This window comes from Arthrobacter sp. YAF34 (genome assembly GCF_052113245.1).
Taxonomy (GTDB): domain Bacteria; phylum Actinomycetota; class Actinomycetes; order Actinomycetales; family Micrococcaceae; genus Arthrobacter.
The window spans coordinates 236,083-256,419 of the sequence record NZ_JBFRCV010000005.1; the positions used below are offsets into that span (position 1 = coordinate 236,083).

The following is a 20,337-nucleotide window of genomic DNA, read 5'->3' on the forward strand; positions in this document are numbered from 1 at the left end:
CAAGGCTGTGAACCGTGTGAATTGCTAGTTGTGTCTGGCCCACAACTGCAGCCACACCAGCAGGCGCGTGTCCCCGTCGTCGAGGTCGATGCCGAAGAGCGGCTCCACTTGGGACAACCGGTACCGGACCGTGTTGACGTGCACGTCCAGAGACTTGGCGGCCTCGATCGCGTTCGCGCCGCAGCTCAAGTAGGCGTAGATGGTCTCCTCGAAGGATTTCTTGTGCTGTTCGTCGTAGGCAGCGATGCGGAGGGCATGGGCGCCGGGCAACTGGCCCGACGTCGTCAGCGACGAGACGAGCTGGCGCAGCTGCAGCCGAGAGCCGAGAGCGTCGTCGTCGGCAACGATGTCGTCGGAATCCTCGGCGACGCGGCCTTCGGCGACGCTGCGCACCAGCTCGGACAGGACCAGTTCCGCATTGACGCGGGAATCTTCAATTCGGTCGATCGTCGCCGCGACCCCCAGCGCGGCCAGGACCGGGCGGGAGAGCAGCCGCCGGGCATTCTGCACGATTTTCAGAAGCGCGCCGCGTTGGAACTGGCGTGAAGATTCGGTGGTTTGCGGCAGCACGATGTAGACGATGTTGTCCGAGAGCCCGCAGACGGCGGAGGGCAGCCTGATGGCGCAGGCGGTGCGGATGGTGTCGAAGAGCCGAAGCCGGGATTGCAGGGTCTCGGCCGCTGCGGCATCGGATGGCCAGACGCCGACCGCCGCGACCCGGACGGACGCCGCCGAGATCCCGAGCCTGATAGCCGCCAGCTCTGCCCGTTTGGGGTCGAACAGGAGCGGCTTGACCAGGTCGATCTGCCGGGTCAGGTTCGAGACGTAGCTGGTGCGTTTGTGCAGGATGTGCAGCGCGGCGACGTTGGCGGCTTCGCGCAGGATCCGGTTGGCGTCCTCGTTGTGGTGGTCCGCGAGTTCCAGGAGCCACAGCGAGCCCAGGACGGAGTCGCCGGCCCGGATGGCGATGGCCGTGCGCCGGAGTAGAGGATCCTCCGTCGTGACATTCAGTGGGTCGGCGGAGGCATGGACACGGCGGTAGTCCTGGTCGGTTTCCACCGAATGCGGTACCTGCAGACGCAGGATGGAACTCCTGCGCGTCTCGTCAATGGGCTGATCTGGCAGTGTCGAATACGCCAGGATCGTCTGATCGGGCGCGGCGATCGCGATGGCACCGCCGGCCTGGGCCGCCACCGTGTTGGCCAGGTCGAAAAGGTCGCCGGGGCGGATGTCCACCAGGGTGCGTCCCGATTGCCGGTGGGGGATGACCGCGGCGTCCATGATCTCCGCGAGCTGGTTCCACGGCACCGAGTCGGAGGCACGGAAGAGCGCCATCCCGTTGTCCCGGGCGGCCGCCCGCAAGGCTTCGTCCGAGGTGCCGTTGGATTTGTAGACAATGGCTACGTAACCGGCGTCGCTGAGTTCGCGCACCTTTGCGCCCAGACGCTTCCCGGAAAGAGACAAGCCGATGGCCAGGGCAACGGCGCCAGGGAATTTGGCGGGCCGGGCGGTCGAGTCGTAGAGGACTGAGCCGGCGACGATCTGCTGATCATCGGACGGCATCTCCACCAGGCTGAGAATTTCCGATCCCGCGGAGCGGGCGACGTCGGCCAGCGTGGGCAGTGCGTGCGTTTCCACCGCCGGCGTCGTCACCGGGACACCAAAGATGCTGTTTGGCATTCGCTACTAATGATTAGCCCCTCATTTGTCGATAACTCCATAGTGATGCGGAGCGTCATTTCCTACGCTGAACCATAACGCAGGACAGTACAACGGAAGGTCGTCATTGAAAATCAGCGAAGCCAGGCAACTCGTACAGGTGAAGGCCCCCGTCCTGTCCCGCCAACGGCGCGTGCTGGCGGGCGCCTACAACGTCGAGGAATTCCGGAAGGCAGCGCGCAAGGTCCTGCCGGCCGGGATCTTTGATTATCTCGACGGCGGGTCCGAAGACGAGGTGACTCTCCGCCGCAACCGGGCCGTCTTCGACGCGTGGGCCCTGATGCCCACCTGGGGCCCGGTGTCCGGACCCGATACGACCACCACCCTGCTCGGAAAAGAAAGCGCCCTGCCGCTCACGCTCACCCCTACGGGAGCGACCCGGCTGTTCCATCCCGAGGGCGAGCTGGCCGTAGCGGCAGCCGCCGACCGGGCCGGCATCCCCTACGGGCTGGCCGGGCTCAGCACTGTTCCGATGGAAACCATCGCAGAGCAGCACCCGGATCTCGACCGCTGGTTTAACTTCGGACTCACCCCCGACGCCCAGGCGCTGAGGGACAAACTGTCGCGCTGCGAAGCCGCCGGATTCACCACCCTGATTATCGGCGTCGACACCCGGGCGCTGGGATCCCGGGAGCGGGACCTGCACAACGGTTTCACCGCGCCTCCCGCGCTGACGCTGTCCACCATCGCGGATATCGCCCGGCGTCCGTCCTGGTGGATCAACTTCCTGAAGTCGGACGGCATCAGTTTTCCCAATCTGGATCCGCGCAGTCCCGCAGCCACCTCCGTGGTCACCCCGACCATGTGGCAGCACATCCTGGGCCACTCGGACGCCAGCAGCGGATGGAAGGAACTGGAAGCGTTGCGGCAGGCCTGGCACGGCAAGATCGTGCTCAAGGGCTGCGTCAACCCGGCCGACGTCGCGAAGGCCTCCCGCATTGGCCTGGACGCCGTCCAGCTGAGCAACCACGGCGGACGCCAGCTCGACCACATGCTGAGCCCCATGGATGTCCTCCAGGAATCGCGGCACCGGGTGGGGAATTCGATCGAGATCTATGTGGACTCCGGCATCCGCCGGGGGAGCGACGTCCTCAAGGCGCTGGCACTGGGAGCCGATGCCTGTTCAATCGGCAGGGCCTACCTGTACGGATTGGTGGCGGCCGGCTCACCCGGCGTCGAACGCATCATAGACATCTTCGCCGATGAACTGCGGCGTACCATGACGTTAGTGGGCGTCTCCAGCATTTCCGAGTTGAAGGCTCGAGGCGGGGAAATTCTTCGGGACATTCGTCATTCCGGAGAGATTCTGGAAACGAGAGTGCCGGGAAACACGAATTGATGAGTTCTGAATAAGCAGTCATGCAGTGCCCTCCCGCAGCGTTGCGGGAGCCTAGAGAATCCCCGAACAGCTAAGGAAGCCATGCGCACCCGATACCTTCTTCCCGTTCTCACCATAGCCGCGGCGGTCTCGCTCTCAGGCTGTGTCAACAACAGCGAACCCGCCGCCACCAGCGGCGCCAGCGGGACCTCCGACGCCATCGAGGTGCAAAAGAATGACTCCCTTGCCGCCTCGCTCCCGGAAAAAATGAAGAGCTCAGGCGTGCTCAACGTCGGCATGGCCAACAACTACCCGCCCAACGAGTTCAAGGACGACAACGGCGCGCCGGCGGGCTGGTCCGTGGACCTCACCAACGCCCTGGGCAAGGTTTTGGGGTTGAAGGTCAACTTCGACATCGGCACCTTCGATAACATTCTCCCGGCCGTGAAGGCCGGGAAGGACGACATGGGAATGTCGTCGTTCTCCGACACGGTGGAACGCGAAAAGCAGGTTGATTTCGTGAACTACTACTCTGCCGGCATCCAGTGGGCTTCCCCCAAGGGCAAGACCGTGGACCCGAACAACGCGTGCGGGCTCAAGGTCGCCGTCCAGGCCACCACCTATGAGGACACCCACGAGGTTCCGGCAAAGTCGAAGGCGTGCACGGACGCGGGCAAGGCGCCGATCACCATCTTCAAGTACGACGCGCAGGACCAGGCGACCAACGCCCTCGTGGTGGGACAGGTCGACGCGATGAGCGCCGACTCGCCCGTCACGCTCTACGCCATCTCCAAGACCAAGGACAAGCTGCAGACCGCCGGCAACGCCTTTGAGGTGGCACCCTACGGGATGCCCGTGGCCAAGGGGAGTGCATTTACGCCGGTCCTGCAGAAGGCGCTCCAGGCGCTGATCGACGACGGCACCTACAACAAGATTCTGTCCAAGTGGGGCGTCGAATCCGGCGGCGTCAAGACGGCAACCCTCAACGTGGCAGCCAAAGGGTGATAGCAAATGAGCGAGCCGGAATCCGACAGGATGATTGAGTCGGAGCCTGAGAGGAAGCTGCGGGCCCGGACCCGGAGCGGACCGGACACGGACACCGCACCGGCGGAGGCGATAGTCGCCATCCCGCTGCGGCACCCGTGGCGGATCGTGATTGCCGTCGTGCTGGTGCTCGGGTTGGCGGTCTTTGTCCTGGACGCCGCCCAGCGCTCGGACTACGGCTGGCCGGATGTGGGCAAGTACATTTTTGACCGCCGGATCAGCCAGGCCGCGTGGGTCACGTTGTGGCTGACCATTTACGCGATGATCGGCGCAATCGTCATCGGCCTGCTGCTGGCCATCATGCGGCTCTCGCCCAACCCGGTGCTCAAGAGCATCGCCTGGCTGTACATCTGGATCTTCCGCGGAACCCCTGTCTACGTGCAGCTGGTGTTCTGGGGCATCGTGGCCCTGATCTATCCGGTGTTCACAGTGGGGATTCCGTTCACGACGCCGTGGATCACCGTCCCGAACGATATCTTCACCAACCTGTTCATCACCGCCGTGATCGGGCTGGCCTTGAACGAGGCCGCCTACATGTCTGAAATCGTGCGGGCCGGTCTGTTGTCCGTGGACGAGGGCCAGGCCGAGGCCTCGACGGCCCTGGCGATGTCCTGGGGCCAGACCATGCGCTACGTCGTGGTTCCACAGGCCATGAAAATCATCATTCCGCCGACCGGCAACGAAGTGATTTCGATGCTCAAGACCACCTCCCTGGTGGCCGCGATCCCGTTGAGCATTGACCTGTACGGGGTGTCCCGCGGCATTTCCGCCGTGACGTTCACTCCGGTGCCGCTGCTGATTGTGGCGTCGCTCTGGTACCTGCTCTTCACCTCCGTCCTGATGGTGGGCCAGCACTTCATCGAAAAGCGGTTCTCCCGCGGAACCGGGCGGGCCAAGTCAGGCAAGGCGTCCGCCGCGCCCGAACCGGCACCGATGGCCGGCCCCGGCGCACCGGGTACACCGGGTACGCCGCCCGGCACTGATTTTGGAGGTAAGGGATGACCGAAGTGCCAATGGTTCTTGCGGAGAAGGTTTCCAAGAATTTCGGATCCAACAGGGTCCTGCGCGGGATCAGCCTGGAAGTAGACCCCGGGGAGGTCCTCTGCATTGTGGGGCCCAGCGGTTCGGGTAAGTCGACGTTCCTGCGGTGCATCAACCACCTCGAGGTGGTCGACGGCGGCCGGCTTTCGGTCGACGGACAGCTGGTCGGCTACCGGCAAAAAGGCGAAAAGCTCTACGAACTCAAGCTCAAGGAAGCCGCCTTCCAACGCCAGGAAATCGGCATGGTCTTCCAGCGGTTCAACCTGTTCCCGCACCTGACCGCAGTGGAGAACATCATCCTCGCTCCCATGCGGGTGAAGAAGATTTCCAAGGCCGCCGCCACGGCAAGGGCCATGGAACTGCTGGAGCGCGTCGGGCTGGGGGACAAAGGCGATGCCTACCCGGCGCACCTTTCCGGCGGCCAGCAGCAGCGGGTGGCCATTGCCCGCGCCTTGGCCATGGACCCCAAGCTGATGCTCTTCGACGAGCCGACCAGCGCCTTGGACCCGGAGCTGGTGGGCGAGGTCCTGGACGTCATGAAGGGGCTGGCCAAGAGCGGCATGACCATGATCGTGGTGACCCACGAAATGGGGTTCGCCCGCGAGGTGGCGGACACCCTGGTCTTCATGGACGACGGCGTGGTGGTGGAGGCCGGGCCGCCCCGCCAGATCCTGAACGACCCGCAGCACGACCGTACCAAGGCGTTCCTGTCCAAGGTCCTCTGACGTCGTTCTCCGCCTTACGCTGTGGCTTTGCCGCTGCGCCGGCATCGACGTGCGGGCCTGGAACATCTAGGACTTCGTCGCCCGCAGTCAGTGACTCGCTACAGTGTTTACCGCGGTTCGCGGCTCCGACGCGGACGGACCAACTTCGTGGTCCGTCCGCGTCGGAGCCCGGTGGACTACTTTCTCACGTGGACGACCACGGCCTTATTAATCGACTGTTCCACGCCGGGATTGTCGATGCCCGTTACGGTCCAGTTACTGAGCAAGAGAACGGTTTTCCCTGTATCCGCATTGTAAATGACCTTCTTGAAGCCGAGAGCCTTGAGATCATCGTCCAATGCTTCGGCGTTGGTCCCCGCTACGGCTGCCGGAATGACAGCCGTCAGGGGCGCGGACGGAGCTGCTGGTGCGGCTGCCACAGGGGCGGGGGCAGCAGTCGAAGCGGCCGGATAAGTTGCAGGAGTAGCGGCAGGGGTCAACGCCGGAGCGGGTCGGGTCGAGTTTAAGATGAAGCCGAGCACCATTACGATCCCGGTGACGATGAGGGCGACCTTTTTGTGCTGGTCGTAACCCGAAAGTTTGTTTCCCTGCTTGTCTGTCTGCTTGTTGGTGAGGATGAGGATCAGGTCCACAAGAGCCCAGATTCCGAAGCCACCAAATGTGACGAGCTTGAGGATGCCGGTACCGTTCTTGCCTAGGTAGAAGCGGTCAACACCGAAGACACCGAGGAGCAGGGACAGAAGCCAGGCTGTCAAAAACGACTTGCCGCCGACGGCGTACTGCTGGCCGGACTGAGTCTTCCGAAATGCTTCAGGGACATCTTGATAACCCGCAGGAGCTCCCGGGTAGGGTGCGGGCGCCGGCGGGTACGATGCTGGGGGCCCTGCGGGAGGGGGTGTTGGCTGGCTCATTGAGACCCTTTTCTTGGGCAGCCCTGTGGCGGGCGGCGGAGGTTGAATGCGGGATGCGGTTCGAGATCTATTGGCTGGCAACTTGGCCAGTTCTGGGCGCGAAATTGTGCGCTGGGAGCAGCCGGGACCGCTGCGGACCAAGCCCGATTTTTATCGTATCCGAGCCCATTTCCCCCAAAGCAATGTGCGGCATCGCTGCCCATTCAGAGAATACACAGAAGAGTGCCGTGCAATCGAGTTTGACGTCATCATCGCCTTACGCTGTCGCGAAGAACGCAACTTTTATCAGGAGCTCGAAGCCGGGGTCAGCAAACAGAGTGCCATCTGATTCTTGGAATACCAGAGTGATCGTCGCCCCGGAAAACTTCGGATAAGACCTATTCACCCGAGGACTCGACGATTCAGCATTCGAGTAGCAACGTGCAGGATGGGTCAAATTCAAAGCACGCGGATACAGTCGGCAATTCTCGCGACATGATCGCCCACGGGTCATGATTCGCTGAACGCCCGCAGTTGAAGAAGCCGGCGTCGAACTTGCCCGTCACGAAGTTCCGGTCAGCGGCGGCCTTGGGACAGACTGTTGCCGTGAGCAACTCTTCCCGGACGGGACTCGCCGTCGCCGGACTTAGTCTCGGCACCTCGCTGAACCCGCTGAATTCCTCCATGATCGCCGTCGCCCTGGTGGTGCTGCGCGAGGACTTTAGGCTCGACGTCGCCACGGTCACCTGGGTGATCACGGCGTTCTACCTCACCTCCGCGGCCGGCCAGCCGCTCATGGGCCGGCTCGCCGACCGCTTCGGCCCGCGCCGGCTCTTCATGCTCGGCATGGTGCTGGTGGCCGTGACCTGTGCGCTCGCTCCGTTCGCGCCGAACTTCGCCCTGCTCTGCGTGGCCCGGGCGTTCATGGCCCTCGGCACCGCGACCGCCTACCCGAGCGCCGTCGTCATGGTCGCGGCGCTGGCACGGCAGGCGAACGTGAAGTCCACGCGGCCGCTGGGCCGGATCCAAATGGCGAACACGTCCGCGGCGGCTGTCGGGCCGGTGGTGGGCGGTCTGCTGGTGAGCCTGGTGGGATGGCAGGCGCTGTTCCTGATCAACGTCCCCCTCTCCCTGGTGGCGATCTTCGTGGTGCGGCGCTTTGCCCCGGCGGACGGCGGGCGGGAGCGCGGCCGGGTCTCGGAGCTGCTGCGGGACTCGGACCTGCCGGGCATCGGGGCGTTCATCGGCGCCCTGGTGCTGGTGATGATGGCGCTGCTGAACGTGCTGCCCGCCTACCGGTGGTGGCTTCTCGGGGGAGGGCTGCTCCTCGCGGTGCTGTTCGCGTGGCGGGAGCTGCGGTTCAGTCCGCCGTTCCTGGACCTGCGGCTGCTGGGCCGCAACCGCCCGCTGCTGCTGGTCTACCTGGGCTTCGCGCTGTTCAACGGCGTCTACTACTTTGCGTTCTTCGGGCTGCCGCAGCTGCTGCAGACCGCCGGCGGCTACGACCCCGGCGTCGTGGGCCTGCTGATGCTGCCCCTCGCCGCGATCTCCGTGGTCGGGACGCCGTTCGCGGTCCGCGCGATCGACAGATTCGGCGTACGGCGGGTGCTGATCGCCGGCGTCGTGCTGCTCATCGTGGCGTCGGGGGCGATGTGGCTGCTGACGGTGTCCCTGGCCGTCCCGGTGGTGCTCGCCCTGACCGCCCTGCTGGGGGTCCCGTATTGTGTGGTCGCGATTTCCTCGAGCCAGGGCATGTACGTGTCCACCCGGCGGGAGGAGCGCGGGGTTGCCGCCGGCATCTTCCAGACCTGCCGCTACCTCGGCGCGATCACGGCGACCGTGCTGATCGGCATCTTCTACGGCACCGGCGTCAACCAGGCGAACTGGGGGCTGATGGTGTTCGTGATGCTGGGGCTGGGCGCGTTGGTGCTCGCGGTGTCGCTACGCTGGCGGGAGCGGCGGGTCTGAGGGACGCCGGCTCGCACCCGGGCGCCCAAGCCGCAGCCCCGCAAGCCAGCCAGCAGCCGCCGACCGTGCCGAGTCCCTGGCCCGCAGCGCTCAGTCGGTGCGGCCGGGGGGCGGTTCTTGGGCGAGGGCCTTAACCCATTCAGGGGTCACCTTGCCCAGCCGGCGGTCTGTAACTTCACGAAGCTGGGCCGCCGCGATCTGCATGGCGCGGTCATCGTCGTCGAAAACTGCTTCCGGTTCGACCTGTGCAGACGCGGCGTGGGCGCCGTGATGGACCGGGGGCGTTGAGGCGCTCATCGTGGCTCTCCTCCAGTTTCGCCGGGATTGCGGTCGTCTTCATTGTCGCCCGATGCGGGTTCGCCGTCCACTGTGGCGCCCGACGGCGTGAGGCGCGCCGGAGCCGGCGCTTCGGCCATCGCGCGGGCCGCACGGGCCTGGGCCGCTTGGTCGAGAGGCTTCTCCGATGCCGCTTCCAGGACGGCGAGCTCGCCCTCGCCGGCCAATTCGCTTTCACCCAGGACTTTGAGGACCTTCAGCCCGATGGTGCCGCGCTTCTTGTCCCCGGAGTAGACGGCGTCCAAGGCCCATTGGGTCCGATTCCACCATTCGGCGCGGTTGTCCGCTTCAGCTTTCTGCTTCAGGGTCCGCCAGCCGATAACCCCAGCGACCAGCGCGCCGAGGAGCACAGCCAGCGGGCCAAGAGCGGCAAGAATCTGCCACCACTCGGCGGGGCCGGTGTGCACGAAGACCTCGATCGGTGTCGGAGACGGAGTTGGTGACATGCGATCAGCCTAAGCCGCGGGTCGGACGGTTACCGGTGCCGAATGGGCTGTCGTCGTCAAACCGATACGGCCGCAAGGCGTTGGACCGGGACGGGTGTTTGAGCTTCTCCATCGCCGTGACCTCGATGTGGCGTAGGCGGTCGCGGGACATGCCGAACGCCTCCGCGACGGCGTCCAAGGATTTCCCTCCGTCACCCGTCATGCCGAAGCGCATCGCAATGACCCGGGCTTCGCATGCCTCGAGTGTGTCGAGGACGGCATGGACCTGCGCCTTCATTTGTTCATGGAAAAGCGGTTCGGCCGCGTCGGGGGCGGGATCCCACAGGTGTTCGGCCAGGGCCTCGGTTCCACCCTGGCCATCTGGCCCCCACGCGTCCAGGGAGAGGACCGGCTGGTCCACGGAAAGCAGACACTCGACCTTCCCGATCGAATAGTGTGTCATCCGGCTGAGATCTTCCCTGCTACAGACGGCCCCTGCCATCGCGGCGGTCCGCTGCGCTGACCGGACCTTCTGCAGCTGATCGACGACGTGAGCCGGCAGCCGGATAAGACGGGCCTGATCGGCCAATGCCCGCGTGATGGCGCTCCGGATGAACCACGTGGCGTGGGTGGAGAATCGGAAACCCAGGGTGAAGTCGAACGTGCGGACGACCTTGAGCAGTCCCAGGTTTCCTTCCTGGATCAAGTCCTGAAGGTCGAGTCCCCGGCGGGTGTAGTGCTTGGCGATGGACACCACCAGCCGGAGATTGGCGTGGATTAGTGTGTCGCCGGCACGCCTGCCCAGAAGGACGATCGTCCGGAGCTCGTCGGCATCCTGGCCGGGCCGCGATGTTCCGTCCGCCAAGAGGTGTTCCGCGAAAAGGCCCGCCTCGATCTCTTGCGCCAGTTCCCCTTCCTGCTCGGCGGTGAGCAGGTCGTAGCGGCTCAGCCGGCGCAGGTAGTCCGCGACGGCGTCGTCGGTGAACCCGCCGCCAGCTGCCAGCAGTTCCGGCCGGCCAGGATCATGCGGCTCGAATGGTTCAGGGAGCGCGGCAGCCCGTGCAGGCGGGGATGGTGTCCTGCCGATTGCCTTGTGGATCAGGTCAGCCATGTCATCCCCTGCCGGACGGTTCAAGCTCGTGAGGGCAGACTATGCGGTCGGTGTGACAATTTCCGGGGCAACCGGCAGACACCACTGCTGGGCATTGCGGCCACGGGCGGGACGGTCGAATCCGGCCGGATCGACATCATCCGCCTCCAGGACGGCAAGATCGCCGAGCACTGGGGAACCACGGACACCATGACCCTCGTGCAGCAGATCGGAGCTTTGCCCGCATGACGGCGGCCGACATGTCGGCCCGGGAGGGTTAGGCCTCGAGGATCTCCCGGGCGTGTGCGTATTTGGCGGCTAGGCGCTCCCGCTTTTCTGCAGTCAGTAACGCGGTGCGCGCCGGATCCGTGTTGTCCTCAATGTCAGCCAACTTCACTGCGAGGGCATTGGGGTTCTTGTGGATTGCCCGGTAGTATCCGTCGCCCTCGTTCGCTTCGGTCCGCGTCAGGAGGACGACGGCGTCCACCACCTCACGGCTGATTCCGGCGGCGATCAGGTCGTTGGCCGTGACGCCGCAATCCTCGATCACGTCATGCAGCCAGGCGACTGCGACCTGCTTCGGGTCCGTGAGCCGGGCGGCCACGCGGCGCGGATGCTCTATGTAAGTGACGCCAACCTTGTCCGTCTGCCCCCGGTGGGCGATGGTCGCGATCGCTTTCGCGGCGGCTACTTCGGAAGTCAATTCTTGGGTTTCCATGGAGACCCTCTCTGTCGACCGGCCAAGTTAGATCTTGGCCGGTATTCGCAGGCTATCAACCGGTCGCGACATTCCTCGCGTGGACCCGAGAATGTCAGTGCCATGGCACATCGTGGTCCTGTACATGACCCACGAAAGGGGCGAGGGATGCTGGAAACTCTGGCGCTACCCGATACACAACTTGAACTGATGCTCGGCGTTCAGCCGGAGGAGTCGCTGGAATGGCAGGCCCAGCGGAAACGAAAATACATGGGCTGGCATGATCTGGAGTCAACGGATCAGCTGATCGCTCTTGCTCGCTCGATCACCCGCAAAGACGACTGGTTTACGGTCCAGACGAAGGACCTGCATGGCCAAAGCCGCGGACGTTACGCCCAGGCCGCGAATACCGGTAAGGGCTATTTGGTGGAGGTTGCCCAGACCAACGGCGAAACTACGCACAACTGGCGCATTGGCCTCGGTTCCGCGGCCGACGACGCCGGAAACAAGCCGAAAAAGGGGCCGAAACGGAGCCAGGTTCTCAGCCAGGCAGAAGCGCTGGAAGTCCTAGTGTCCTGGCTGCACGGCCACGGTTTGCCGCTGGGCTACGGTGCGGCATTGAAGATCTACCGGGGGGCCTAAGACGCAAAGTACGACGGCGGAGTCCTTCACGCCTCTGGCAGTACAGCTACGAGCTCAGCGGTGTGAAGCCACCGTCGCGGATTCTCCGATGGCAGGATTTCCGTCCAGAATCTGATGCCGGGCGATGCCACCGGTGAGGGCCACACCCGTGGTGAGCAGCGCGGTGAGTAGCACGCCGTAGCCCGGATGGACGTGCAGCAGGGCCGCGCCGACGGTGGCGCCGGCCAGGATGAGCACGACGGCGCCAAACCGGCGGCCTGCGTGCGCGCCCTTGCCGCCGCCGAAGCGGGAATCGGCGGCCAGCCCGGTCAGCGTCGAGGTCACCACCACGGTGGTGACGTCCTTGACGCTCAGGTGCCGGGCCGTGGCCGCCTGGATTCCCATCGCGACCGCCAGCGCGCCCGTGATCGCCAGGGTGACGGGGTCGCCGGCGTGCGGGGCATGGAAGAACAAGACGACGGCGACGGCGGCCATCGTGACGCCGACGGCGGTCAGCAGGGCCGTGGTGCGCCGGCTCCAGCCTGCGGCCTCGGGCCGAAGGGCGCGGCCGGCGATCACGGCGCCGAGCATGAAACAGGCCAGGGCAATCGAGGGCCCGACGACGGGCAGGTGGTCGGCACCGATCAGGGCCATGCCCAGGATGACCACGTTGCCGGTCATGTTGCCGGTGAAGACCCGGTCAAGGCCCAGATAGCCGACGGCGTCGATGACGCCGGTGGAGAACGTCAACACGAGCATGAGGATCAGGTGCAGCCTGGCCTGTTCGGCGGCCTTCAGTCGTTTCAGCATGGGTTCACTCTTTCCGGGCCGGGTCAGTTGATGGCGGCCGCGGTCAGCCGCTCGCCGTTGAGGTACTCGAGCTCCCAGCCGTCGACGGCGTGGTGGTGGGCCAGGTTCAGTGCGGCGTTATCGATGCTCGGCAGATCCTGGCCGGCCACCCTGCTGAGGCTCACACGCAGCAGCGAACCGTGCGCGACCACCAGGACGCGGCCGCCGCGGAACTCCTCGGCCAGGGACTCCAGCGCGGCCAACCCGCGGTTGGCCGCGTCGTCGTCGCTTTCGGCGCCGCGGAAACCGCCTGGGGTGCGCAGGGCGTCCAATTCGGGGCCGTCCTGCAGGCCCTCGGCGGGTCCGTAGCTACGCTCGGTGAGCTCCGGGAGGCGCCGGGTCACGCTGAGCCCGAGCCCGGCGGCGATCAGGTCCGCCGTTTCCGCGGCACGGCTCAGCGGCGAGGACACGATCGCGTCCCACTCATAACCGGACAAGGCAGCGACGGCGTCCCGCGCCTGGGTGCGGCCGACGTCGTTCAGCGGAATGTCGGTGGATCCCTGGAGCCTGCGCTCCGCATTCCAGTCGGTCTGGCCATGGCGAATGAGTGCGAAAGTCGTAAGGGTCATTCGCCCATTCTGCCCTGAGTGGGGACTGGCCCCGGAAACCGGCGCTTCGTGAAGCTGCAAGGAGACTGCCCCGCAGCAGGCCCCGGGCTGGCTCCCTGAAGTCCATGACTGGAAATGTTGTCCGCTCCCGGTGACGGCGATGGCGCCGTCGTCGACTCGTACGACTCAGCTGATTTCGACGGCCCCACCGCTCACGATAATCCCGCCGGACGGAGGAATGTCGACGGTGAGCACGCTCGGGCGGCCGACATGGCCGCCTTGGTGCACGATCACGCGGCTGGGCGGCTCCACGAGCGAGAGCAAACGGAGGTATCCGCCGAAGGAAGCGGCAGCCGACCCGGTCGCCGGATCTTCGGTGATCGTTCCCACCGGGAAGAGGTTGCGCGCGTCGAACTCGCCCGGCCCCATCTCGTCTGCTTTCATCTCATACAGCGTCGTGACGGTGCCGGCCCAGTTCTGGGCATCCATTAGCGTGCGCACGGAATCCGGGTCGAAAACGAACGAATCAAAGGTCTTTCGCTCTGCGAAGACGAGAATGGGGTGCCAATTTCCGGCAAAAGCGATCATCGGCGGGTACGCGGGGTGCAGCTCGCCCCGGTCCACGCCGAGCAACCCGAGCAGGGCGCTCAGAACCCCGTCGGGGAACTCGGTCACCCGCGGCTCCACACTCGTGAAGCTGGCCGTCACCGCCGCGCCCTGGCCTGCCGTCTCGATCGCGACGGGCCCCACCGGCGTGTCGAAGATAAAGGTCCCCGCCCCATCACGCCCTGACAGTGCGACGGCCAACGCAATCGTGGCATGGCCGCAGAACGGCACCTCGGCGATGGGGGAGAAGTACCGCACACGGTTTCGGCGGGCGTCGCCGTCGACCGCGGCCTCCGTGACAAAGACCGTTTCCGCATAGCCAACGTCGGCCGCGATGGCCTGCATCCGGGCGTCGTCGAGCCGGGTTGCGTCCAGGACTACGCCCGCCGGATTTCCTCCGTCCGGGGTAGTGGTGAAGGCGGCATAGCGCAGTACTTCCGACGTCGGTTCCATTCGGACATCGTCGCACAGCGGTCCAGATGGCGGAGGCCGTGATGGGCGCCGTGCCTGCCCTTATTTCTTGGTGCCGGGGCGTCGTAATCACGCGCAACTTCTCAAACGAATCAGTCCAGCCACCGCGCCAGCGTCAGCGATGACCGTGATGCTAATTTTTGTCCGGTTCCCCTGGCCGTCGGTGCCGGTGATGCAGCTCGTAGCTGTCGAACACATCGGAAGATGTGGCTCCGGAATGGCCAAATTTGCCGCGAAGGACCTCCGCGAGTCCGTCCAGCGCCGCGTGGAGCATCCGTCCAGCGAACTGCAGTTCAGGGCTCTCGCTGTGCTGGGCCTGGGATGCCAGCTCCTGGGCGTAGGCCACCGTTGCGGGCAAGGACCCGCGCTGCTCAATTTCACGGAAGTAGTAGGTTTCATGGAACGCAAGCAGGTCTATGGTCACCGTAGCCATGTTTCCTGCAATTGCCTCCAACAGTCCGGTAGCGTGACTGGGATCCATGGCCAATACACCTGCCGGACCTGCGGCGTCCCTGAACAGGGTCAGCTGGTGGGCAAGGGCCCGGCGGCGGTTCAGGGCCGGAAACGTCTGCAGGATCCAAGTGACCGTTGCTGTCAGCAACCCGAAACCGGCGACGGCCTGGAGGGCAACAACCAGCCTGAGCAGCGGATCCGCCGCCACGATATCGCCAAACCCCACAGTGGAAAGGGTGACCATAGAGATGTAGAGGGCTTCGGCAAAGTCGGCCCGCAGTGGAACCCCGGCTCCGTAAACAAAACCGTCCGTCAGATGAGGCAGATAGAGCAGAGCCCAGCCGATGGCCGCCAAGCCTGCCCAAGTACCAATGACAGCGGCCATCGCCAAGGGTGCTGCGATGAAAGAGCCCCGGCCCCGCAGTTTTCTCGATACAAGCCAGAATCCGCGCATGATCGCCCTGCCCAGAGGACCGGAACCGTGCGGATAAAGAAGGGTACGAAAGACGTCAACGAGCATCAGCAGAACTAGCCCGGCCCCCAAAACCGTCCAGAGCGTGTCCTCGAAGTCCATGCCTCATCTTAGAGGCGGCACTCTTCGACGAGCAGCCTCACGTTCCGGGCAACCGGCCCACGGGATAGCCCCCGACGGGCGGGTTCCCCAGCTGCTCGCCGACCTCTCCTAGGACGATTGCGAGCACGTGCGTGCCTAGCGTGCGACCGTCAAATTGCCGCAGCCTGTGGGCGGGCCGGAACGACGTCAAGGGGTAGCGTGCAGTATTCGACACCTCCGAATGATCCGCAATCAGGGTGCCGGTCGGAGCGCACCCGGCGGAAGACGGGTTGGAACGCGGCTTGGTCAGTCGGCCCCTGCCCGGGGACAAGCTAGGGGAGCGGAGCCAGGGTTTCCGCCAGGACGCCGCTGACGAAACGCAGGATCTCCTCGCCGGCCAGGATTCCTGAAGCCGAAGTCACAGTCAGGTTCGGCAGGGTGAACGAGTCGCTGTCGAGTTCGCCGTGGGATGGACGGATCGCGATGTCCGCCAGCTTGAGGATGCCCGCATCCAGCCGGGAGTCGCCCGCGGCTACAAGAAGACCTGACCCGCTCCGCCGCAGGACCTCGTCCACCGCGGATTCCTTTGTGATCGGGGCCGGCACGCAGTACAGCTTCCGTCCCTGCAACGACGTCGTCCAACCGCGGGCCGCGCACCACGCGCTGAGCTCGTCCAGATACGTGTCGGGCAGCGACTGTCGGTCAACGATCGAGTACACAAAGTAATCTTCGGCGGTCCGGACCCTCAATACGGCGGGGACTGCCGCGTCGCCTCTGAGGTGGCCCAACACGTCGTCCAGGGGCGCACAGGCTGACTCCAAAGACCGCTGGATGTGCCGCGACCAGTCGCCGTCCGGCTCGCCGTCGTGCAGCAGCTCGGCGCCGTTCGTCGTCACGGCGTACCCACGGCCGGAGCCGGGCAGCCGCACCCGGGAGAACTGCGCCCGTGTGCGGGTGGTGACCGGAACGAAGACGCTCCGCTCCACGATCCCCTCCAGCAGCTCCTCCGCTGTCCGGGTCATGAAGGACAGCGGTGCTGCGTCATACACCTCGGCGACCACCATCCGGGGCGCAAGGTGGTCGCTTCCCACGAGCGCCATGGAGTTCGCCGAATAGATCAACGTGCGGTCCAGGTCGCTGGCCACCATTACCGGCGCGCCACTCGACTGGACGCTCATACGTCTACCACGGCCCTGCCGTCAGCGCCCGTTGCTCCCGGCGTGTGTACAGGATGGATCAGTCCGACGCAGCTGTAGGCCAGGTCAGGGACCTCCAGTACCTCGACGCCGCGCTGTTCGGCCAGATGCAGCACGTGGGCAAGTTCTGGCACAGCCTCGGGGCGCACCAGCACCTTCCAAGGCACCCGCCGCAAGAGGACCCTGGTGGTTTCGCCGACACCCGGTTTGACCAGGTTTACGTTGTTGATGCCGAAGCTGCGGCTGATCTGCTCGACAGCGGACCATCCGGACCAGTCTGCTTCCGGGAGCCCGGCGATGTCTGAGGGGGCGTGGGCTGCTGCTCGCAGGACGTCGTCCCGGACCCCGGAGAACTGGGCCGTTACGGCCGCCAGGAAGTCACGGGAGACGTCGCTGCCGGAGAGCTCCGAGTAGAACTTAGCCCCGTGGAAATCGCCGGGGCCGATCAGCGCCTTGTTGAAAACGGTGCGGGAGACGAGACCGGAGACCGTCGAGTTCAGGCAGGCTGAGGGGACCAGATAGTCATCCCGCGTGCCGAATATCCGGACGCTGTGTCCCGGGTCCGCGAGGACCGCGAGGTCGGGACGGAACGCCGGCCCGTCGGTCTGTCGGAAGAGTTCGACGGCGGCGGCGAGTTCGCGGGCGATGGCACCCTTGCCGGTCCAACCGTCGACGAACATGACGTCGTCCGGGTTGTGTCGGGACGCGAGATAGCCGAGGGCGGTCTGGTCGATGCCGAGGCCGCGGACGATGCTGATGGCGTAGTGCGGCAGCTTCAGTCCGTGGACCTCCCAGGCCCAACGCTTCATCAGGATCCCGATGGGAGTTCCGGCGCGGGCAAGGGAAACCAACACTGGGGCGTTGCCGCGCAGCTTCAGGACCTGCTCGGTAAGCGTTCCTACGGCGTGCGCAATCCGGACCGCGGTGCTCTCCAGAGCGGACTGGAACAGGGCGCCGTATTCGGGCGAGGGTTCGAACTCCTGCGGCAGCGATTCGGCGTAACTGGCCTTGCCGGACTGGATGGCGGCCTCACGCTCTTCTCTCGGTGCTTCCAGCTGGGCAGAACTCAGGTCCTTCAGCAGCCATTGGACGTCTTCCGGGGGATAAGAACCAAAGGCGGGGCCGAGCAGTGGCGTCGGGAACGGTTGCTGGACCGGCAACATTACCAACCGGACATCGTCGGCCCAGGCGGAAACGGCCTCGGCGATCTTGCCGGGGCCTAGGAGCCCGGACTCCGCGGTGCCGGGTTCCGCCATGATCAGCACGGTATCGAAGCGCCCTCCTGGGTGCGTGAAGTTGTAGGCAAACCGAGGCCCGGGTCCGTCCGGGGCGTCGTCGTCGCTGCCAAAGGCAATCCCCGAACGGATCGCGTAGTCCGGTTCGTCCAGCGCTGCGATCGGTGAGCGGGTACTGGTGGAATAGCGGATGTCGGTGTCAGGGCGTAGGTCCTGCAACGCGCCGGCGACCGCCAGGGGCAGCGCCATGAATTCCTCCGTGGCGAGGACCAGGACCCGGGCCCCTGCCTCGCCGCGGCCGCCGAGGTTCGCGGCCAGAGCGTCTGCGATGCCCTCCGGCTGGTCCGGATCAAGACGCCCGGCAACCCCAAAGCGGGCGCTGCGGAATGGCGGCACGATGCCGCGCAGGTCCAGCAGTTGAATCCGGCTCGACGCGGGGACCGCTGCGCGCGAGAGCGGGATCCTGCTGATCAGCTCCGCCGCGTCCGACGCGAGCGTTTCCGGCAGCTGGATGCTTCCCTGCGCCAGCGCCACGGCGCTGATTCTGGAGCCGAGTTCGCGCGCCAGGTCCTCGAAGCGGTCCCGGTCTGAAGGGGAGCGCAAGTCCACTAGGGAGGCGACGACGTAATGGCGGTGCGGTGCGGTGCGGTGCAATTCGCGGATGGTGTTGATAATCGTGGAGCCTGTGCTCAGTTCGTCATCCACCAGGACCACAGTCTCGGCAAGGTTCAGGGCGGCGCGGCTAGTCGGCAGCAACTGGTGGGAAGTTGCGTGCGAATGCATTTCCTCGAACGCGCCGTAGGGTTCCACCCCGCTGCTGCTCTGCCGGGTGGAGTGGATGTAATACGTCCCCAGTTGTCCGGCCACCAGTTGGCCCAACCCGGTGGCGGTTTCTGCATAACCGATGGTCACGACGCCGGGAAGTTCTGATTGCCATCGGGCGAGCAATTCGCCCAAGCCCGCCAAATCGGCAAGCCTGCGGCGTCGGCCGTCCTCGTCGGGGGCCGTGCCGTCGCTCGGGGCCGTGTCCCCGTCCAGGAAACGCGCCAGCCTGCCCGCGGCCTCGTCAATGACGGCTGTCAGTGATCCGGTGGCGGCGTCCGGACCGGCAGCGGAGGGGACCTGGAGTTCCCGGCGGACCAGGAGCCCCAGAAGCTGCCCCGCCGACGTCGCGATCCCTGGTTCCGTGGGGACGTGCTTGGCGAGCACCCGGGAGACAAGCAGATGGGCCCTTTTGGGATTGCGCCGCAGCGCCAGTCCGACCAGTGCTTCTACCGGCAGCACGCTGCGACTGTGGTCCGAGGCCACGTTGACGCCCAGAGCATGGCGCACGTAGCCACCGCTCCAGGGAGCATCCGTAGAGATTTGCTTCACCGCATGCTCGCTTCTAGTAGTTCGACAAAGCTGACGCCGGGCCTTGCGACCCCGAAGGCCCTGGCACGCAGCAGAGTGCGCTCCGCCCAGGCGCGGTGTGGCTTGAACTCGTTCATCTTGTTTCCATAGGACGATGCCTGCACGCCTCCGCCGTCGCTCCCGGCGATATCCAGGGCATCGAGGTATTCCTCGTGGCTTACGACGCACATGGCGTGTACCACGGGCACGTGGCTGGGATGGATGACCGTCTTGCCCAGCAGGCCGTTGGCGAGATCCAGCTCGATTTCGCGAATCAGCCCGTCCAGGTTGTCAAGCAGGATGCGCTGCCGGAGCCGGCCCTCGTTGACGGCCTCGAACGGGGTGGACCGCAGCTGAGGCCGCAGGATCCGTTCTGTGTTGACGAAGTGTTCCCAGACAGGTCCGGAAATGACCCAGCCGTCAGTTGGGCGGCCGAAGATGTTCACGACGTCGCCAATGATGTTGGCGACCACCTTGACGTTGTAGATGGTCAGGTCGCGCGAACGCCGCAGGCCGAAGGCACTGGACATGTCCGTGGCACCGATTCGGACGCACAGCACCAAGTCACGGAATTCTTCGACCAGGGCCAGGTTGTCCGTTAGCACTCGGACGCGCGACTCCAAGTGAGTTGTCGAAAGGTCCTCGATGATCGGCATCGCCTTCAAGGGGTGTTCCTCGGAGTCCCCGGTGCGTCCGGCTTCTTCGTTCAACACCTGTAGTGCCTTCAGGAAGGCGCGCCCGCGCCCGGTCTCGTTCTCGAACTTGGGCAGGACGAAGCCGTAGACGACTCTGAGGGCGGCACCCGCCCGTCGTCCGACGTCGAGAAGCTGTTCGGGCGTACGGCACCGGATGAAGATCAGCGGGAGTTCGCCCGGATCGTCCTGGGACAATTCAGCCAAAGCAACAAGCAGGTTCTCCTCCGCGGCGGGCACATCCTCGTCGGGAACGGCATCTTCGAGGCAGACGACGATGCTGAGGCACCCCGCCGCCGCTTGCTTGCGGATTCCGTGTGCCAGCGAGCCCCTTGTGGCCGGCGAGTAAAGGGTGGCGCCCAGCGCGACGGCGAGCAGACCGGGGTCCGACGTGCGGTGAAGGTATTCGGGGCGCAGGTGGAAAAGCCGATCTTTGACGGAATCAGCCAAGGCTTTGAAGTGCTGCAT

20 protein-coding genes are annotated in these 20,337 nt (G+C 65.3%); 7 read left to right on the forward strand and 13 right to left on the reverse strand.

What is annotated here, in order from left to right:
• Positions 1 to 24: 24 nt before the first annotated feature.
• Entirely contained in the window at positions 25 to 1,680 is a 1,656-nt protein-coding gene (locus AB4Y72_RS08515) for a PucR family transcriptional regulator (protein ID WP_441425720.1), read from the reverse strand.
• A 106-nt stretch (positions 1,681 to 1,786) separates the two neighbouring features.
• On the opposite strand from AB4Y72_RS08515, the gene AB4Y72_RS08520 reads away from it, so the two are divergent.
• The 4 genes from AB4Y72_RS08520 to AB4Y72_RS08535 all read left to right on the forward strand — a co-directional run bounded on the left by AB4Y72_RS08520 (position 1,787) and on the right by AB4Y72_RS08535 (position 5,847).
• Entirely contained in the window at positions 1,787 to 3,058 is a 1,272-nt protein-coding gene (locus AB4Y72_RS08520) for an alpha-hydroxy acid oxidase (RefSeq protein WP_441425721.1), read from the forward strand.
• 81 nt (positions 3,059 to 3,139) lie between these two features.
• Positions 3,140 to 4,042 carry an ABC transporter substrate-binding protein gene (locus AB4Y72_RS08525; RefSeq protein WP_441425722.1) on the forward strand — a complete coding sequence of 301 codons (903 nt, stop codon included), beginning with the start codon at positions 3,140 to 3,142 and terminating at the stop codon, positions 4,040 to 4,042.
• A 6-nt stretch (positions 4,043 to 4,048) separates the two neighbouring features.
• Positions 4,049 to 5,083, forward strand: a complete 1,035-nt coding sequence (locus AB4Y72_RS08530) for an amino acid ABC transporter permease (RefSeq protein WP_441425723.1) — start codon at positions 4,049 to 4,051, stop codon at positions 5,081 to 5,083.
• Positions 5,080 to 5,847, forward strand: coding sequence for an amino acid ABC transporter ATP-binding protein (locus tag AB4Y72_RS08535; RefSeq protein ID WP_441425724.1), 768 nt, complete (start codon positions 5,080 to 5,082; stop codon positions 5,845 to 5,847). Before AB4Y72_RS08530 ends, AB4Y72_RS08535 begins: the two co-directional genes overlap by 4 nt.
• Positions 5,848 to 6,023: 176 nt before the next feature.
• On the opposite strand, the gene AB4Y72_RS08540 is transcribed toward AB4Y72_RS08535, so the two are convergent.
• Positions 6,024 to 6,758, reverse strand: coding sequence for a TM2 domain-containing protein (locus AB4Y72_RS08540; protein WP_441425725.1), 735 nt, complete (start codon positions 6,756 to 6,758; stop codon positions 6,024 to 6,026).
• Between the two features lie 585 nt (positions 6,759 to 7,343).
• Between AB4Y72_RS08540 and AB4Y72_RS08545 the strand changes: the two genes are divergently transcribed.
• The gene (locus tag AB4Y72_RS08545; protein ID WP_441425726.1) at positions 7,344 to 8,705 is read left to right on the forward strand and encodes an MFS transporter; all 1,362 of its coding nucleotides are present in this window, start codon (positions 7,344 to 7,346) and stop codon (positions 8,703 to 8,705) included.
• Positions 8,706 to 8,795: 90 nt separating this feature from the next.
• Here AB4Y72_RS08545 and AB4Y72_RS08550 read toward each other — a convergent pair whose 3' ends face one another.
• The 3 genes from AB4Y72_RS08550 to AB4Y72_RS08560 are packed head-to-tail and all read right to left on the reverse strand — an operon-like array spanning position 8,796 to position 10,577.
• Entirely contained in the window at positions 8,796 to 9,002 is a 207-nt protein-coding gene (locus AB4Y72_RS08550; RefSeq protein ID WP_441425727.1) for a hypothetical protein, read from the reverse strand.
• Positions 8,999 to 9,487 (reverse strand): hypothetical protein, encoded by a 489-nt coding sequence (locus AB4Y72_RS08555; protein WP_441425728.1) that lies wholly within the window; start codon positions 9,485 to 9,487, stop codon positions 8,999 to 9,001. Before AB4Y72_RS08555 ends, AB4Y72_RS08550 begins: the two co-directional genes overlap by 4 nt.
• 4 nt (positions 9,488 to 9,491) lie before the next feature.
• Entirely contained in the window at positions 9,492 to 10,577 is a 1,086-nt protein-coding gene (locus AB4Y72_RS08560; RefSeq protein ID WP_441425729.1) for a sigma-70 family RNA polymerase sigma factor, read from the reverse strand.
• Between AB4Y72_RS08560 and AB4Y72_RS08565 the strand changes: the two genes are divergently transcribed.
• On the forward strand, positions 10,491 to 10,805 hold the full coding sequence (locus AB4Y72_RS08565; RefSeq protein ID WP_441425730.1) for an ester cyclase: 315 nt from the start codon (positions 10,491 to 10,493) through the stop codon (positions 10,803 to 10,805). The genes AB4Y72_RS08560 and AB4Y72_RS08565 overlap by 87 nt on opposite strands.
• Positions 10,806 to 10,833: 28 nt before the next feature.
• On the opposite strand, the gene AB4Y72_RS08570 is transcribed toward AB4Y72_RS08565, so the two are convergent.
• Positions 10,834 to 11,259, reverse strand: coding sequence for an HD domain-containing protein (locus tag AB4Y72_RS08570; protein WP_441425731.1), 426 nt, complete (start codon positions 11,257 to 11,259; stop codon positions 10,834 to 10,836).
• Positions 11,260 to 11,421: 162 nt separating this feature from the next.
• Here AB4Y72_RS08570 and AB4Y72_RS08575 point away from each other — a divergent pair, with 162 nt between their 5' ends.
• Positions 11,422 to 11,895 (forward strand): hypothetical protein, encoded by a 474-nt coding sequence (locus tag AB4Y72_RS08575; RefSeq protein ID WP_441425732.1) that lies wholly within the window; start codon positions 11,422 to 11,424, stop codon positions 11,893 to 11,895.
• Positions 11,896 to 11,949: 54 nt separating this feature from the next.
• Here the strand turns inward: AB4Y72_RS08575 and AB4Y72_RS08580 are convergent, their stop codons facing one another.
• The 7 genes from AB4Y72_RS08580 to AB4Y72_RS08610 all read right to left on the reverse strand — a co-directional run bounded on the left by AB4Y72_RS08580 (position 11,950) and on the right by AB4Y72_RS08610 (position 20,337).
• Positions 11,950 to 12,684: a YoaK family protein gene (locus AB4Y72_RS08580; RefSeq protein ID WP_441425733.1), complete on the reverse strand. Its 735-nt coding sequence runs from the start codon at positions 12,682 to 12,684 to the stop codon at positions 11,950 to 11,952.
• A gap of 23 nt (positions 12,685 to 12,707) precedes the next feature.
• Complete coding sequence (locus AB4Y72_RS08585) at positions 12,708 to 13,292, reverse strand: histidine phosphatase family protein (RefSeq protein ID WP_441425734.1); 585 nt, start codon at positions 13,290 to 13,292, stop codon at positions 12,708 to 12,710.
• A 165-nt stretch (positions 13,293 to 13,457) separates the two neighbouring features.
• Positions 13,458 to 14,330, reverse strand: coding sequence for a PhzF family phenazine biosynthesis protein (locus tag AB4Y72_RS08590; RefSeq protein WP_441425735.1), 873 nt, complete (start codon positions 14,328 to 14,330; stop codon positions 13,458 to 13,460).
• A gap of 151 nt (positions 14,331 to 14,481) precedes the next feature.
• The gene (locus tag AB4Y72_RS08595) at positions 14,482 to 15,375 is read right to left on the reverse strand and encodes a potassium channel family protein (RefSeq protein ID WP_441425736.1); all 894 of its coding nucleotides are present in this window, start codon (positions 15,373 to 15,375) and stop codon (positions 14,482 to 14,484) included.
• A 311-nt stretch (positions 15,376 to 15,686) separates the two neighbouring features.
• Complete coding sequence (locus tag AB4Y72_RS08600; protein WP_441425737.1) at positions 15,687 to 16,532, reverse strand: HAD family hydrolase; 846 nt, start codon at positions 16,530 to 16,532, stop codon at positions 15,687 to 15,689.
• Entirely contained in the window at positions 16,529 to 19,159 is a 2,631-nt protein-coding gene (locus AB4Y72_RS08605) for a phosphoribosyltransferase domain-containing protein (protein ID WP_441425738.1), read from the reverse strand. Before AB4Y72_RS08605 ends, AB4Y72_RS08600 begins: the two co-directional genes overlap by 4 nt.
• Positions 19,156 to 20,337 carry an HpcH/HpaI aldolase/citrate lyase family protein gene (locus AB4Y72_RS08610; RefSeq protein ID WP_441425739.1) on the reverse strand — a complete coding sequence of 394 codons (1,182 nt, stop codon included), beginning with the start codon at positions 20,335 to 20,337 and terminating at the stop codon, positions 19,156 to 19,158. Before AB4Y72_RS08610 ends, AB4Y72_RS08605 begins: the two co-directional genes overlap by 4 nt.